Here is a 2442-nt window from a genome sequence, read left to right on the forward strand (position 1 = left end):
CTATAATTTAGTCTTCATCAATTGATGAGTGTAATTCGGTTTGTTCTAAAATTCGCGTTACAAGAAGTTGGTCAATTTTAAAATGGTCAACATCGACGACTTCAAATTTATATCCACCAAATTCTACAAAATCTGCTGGACGTGGAATTTTGCGTAGACGATACATCATGAACCCTGCGAGTGTCTCATAGTTTTCTTCATCTGGCATTTCATCAATTTCAAGAGCATGTCTTAGGTCATCAATTGGTGTGCTGCCATCAATCAACCAAGAGTTATTATCACGTTTAATGATTTGCTGTTCTTCTTCAATAGGTGTCACCCAGTCACCCATAACAGTAATCATAATATCACTCAAGGTGATAACACCTACGACCAGAGCATATTCATTTATGACAACCGCAAATTTCTCTTTTGTAGAGCGGAAACGATCGAGTAATTCCGAGAGAGTTAGGGTGTCTGGAATCATTAAGACAGTACGAATAGTTGATTCATTCAATTGTGTTGGGGATTGATTATTTAAAATGCGCACCAGGAAGTCTTTGGCATCAACATAACCAATGACCTGATCAATATTTTCATTACACACTAAAAATTTTGAATAAGGATATTCTGCTAATTTTTGACGAATACTGTCTTCATGTTCATTCAAGGTAAAATAAACAACATTTTCGCGTGTTGTCATACTTGAGGGTACGGTACGCTCTTCTAGTTCAAAAACGTTCTCAATAAAGTGATGTTCTTGTTTTTGAAGTACACCAGCTTGCGCACCTGCATCCATGACTGCTGAAATATCATCAAAAGTAATATTGTCTTCTCGTGTTGTGTTGACTTTAAACAAGCGGAATAACAGATTCGCAATAGCATTAATTCCCCAAGCTAAAGGTTTGCATACCTTAATAAAAACTTGAATTGGGTTAATAACACTAATCGCAATTTTTTCAGGTGCAATCATTGCCAAGCGTTTTGGCATGAGGTCGGCGAATAAAATAAATAGAGAAGTTACTAACGTGAAGGATAGGGCAAAACCAATAGTCTCTGTCCAAGGGCCTTCATAGAAACGGTCAACTAATGTGACAAAAAAGGGACGAAAAGCAGCTTCACCCAAAATACCACCTAAAATTGCAACTGCATTTAGGCCAATTTGAGAAGCTGCAAAAAAGTCAGCAGATTGTTCTTGTAGATCAAGTACTTGTTGAGCACGTTCTTCGCCAGCTTCGGCTAGAATTTTTAACTTTACTTTTCTGGCACCAGCAAGTGCAATTTCAGTTAAAGATAAAAAGCCTGCTGCGATGATGAGCAGTGCGATGATAATGATATTTTGAAAGAGACTCACAAATCACCCGAGGTTCATCATTATTATGACTATGTTTTAACACAAAAAAGCGCTGAGGTAATCAGATTGATTGCTCAGCGCTTGAAGATAATGTCTAAAATCGACAATTAAATTAAAATTTATTTAATAGTGAGAAAATTGTGAATTGTTAGTTAGAAATTCACGGTTTTCTTCTTCAATCATTTGACGAGCAACAAATAAAATAAGTTGGCGTAACCAGCGATGAGCAGGATGATGATGTAATAACGGGCACCAAGCCATTTTAAGTTCAAACTCTGGAATATAAAAAGGAGGATCCTTTATAACCAGTTTGGGATTTTGAGCTTGTAGGCGCGCCATCCGAGTTGGAAGGGTGGCAATCAGGTCAACATTTTGAGCAAGTAATGCTGGCATTTGGTAGTGACGGGTAAATACAGAAATTTTACGACGTTGACCAATACGCTCTAAAGCCTGATCAATCCAACCTAAACCACCTTGTTTGTCTGGATTTACACCAAAACCTACGCCCATACCTGTTTTAGAAACCCAGATGTGTTGTGCATCTAGATAACTTTTTAGGTTTAAATGAGTTACAGCAGGGTGTTTGTCGTTAAGAATGCAGCTGAAACTATCACGCCAAACTAAAACTTGATGGAAACTTTGCGGTATTTCATTGAATCTATTAATCGCAAGATCAACTTTGCCTTGCTCCATGTCTCTATAAGACACATCACTTGGCGTAAGAAAGTCGAGTACAACATTTGGAGCTTCAGAGCGTAAAGCTTTGACAAGACGAGGGACTAAAGTTGCCTCGGCATAGTCAGATGTCATAATGCGGAAAACGCGATTACTTGTATAAGGGCGGAATTCGGTACGGGGTTCCAAAATCATGGAAAGATCAGAAAGAGCATCACGAATACGAGGTTGTAATTCAAGTGCACGTTCTGTTGGGGTCATCCCTTCAGAAGAACGGATAAGAAGCGGGTCATTAAATAAATTACGTAATCGACGTAAAATATTACTCATTGCAGGCTGAGTTACCCCAAGCTGTTCGGCTGCGCGTGTAACATTTTTTTCACGAAGAAGTACATCAAGATATATTAATAGATTAAGATCTACTCGCTCCAGAT

Annotated in this window: 2 protein-coding genes; both read right to left on the reverse strand. The window is 38.3% G+C overall.

Annotation, left to right across the window (positions count from 1 at the left end; all coding sequences use genetic code 11):
• Positions 1-7: 7 nt before the first annotated feature.
• A complete protein-coding gene (locus HUN22_RS16500; RefSeq protein WP_174731646.1) occupies positions 8-1333 on the reverse strand; it encodes a hemolysin family protein in 1326 nt (441 codons plus the stop codon).
• A gap of 123 nt (positions 1334-1456) precedes the next feature.
• Complete coding sequence (locus HUN22_RS16505; RefSeq protein ID WP_053296407.1) at positions 1457-2440, reverse strand: LysR family transcriptional regulator; 984 nt, start codon at positions 2438-2440, stop codon at positions 1457-1459.
• Positions 2441-2442: the final 2 nt, after the last annotated feature.

The organism is Acinetobacter lactucae, assembly GCF_013344765.1.
GTDB lineage: Bacteria > Pseudomonadota > Gammaproteobacteria > Pseudomonadales > Moraxellaceae > Acinetobacter > Acinetobacter lactucae_A.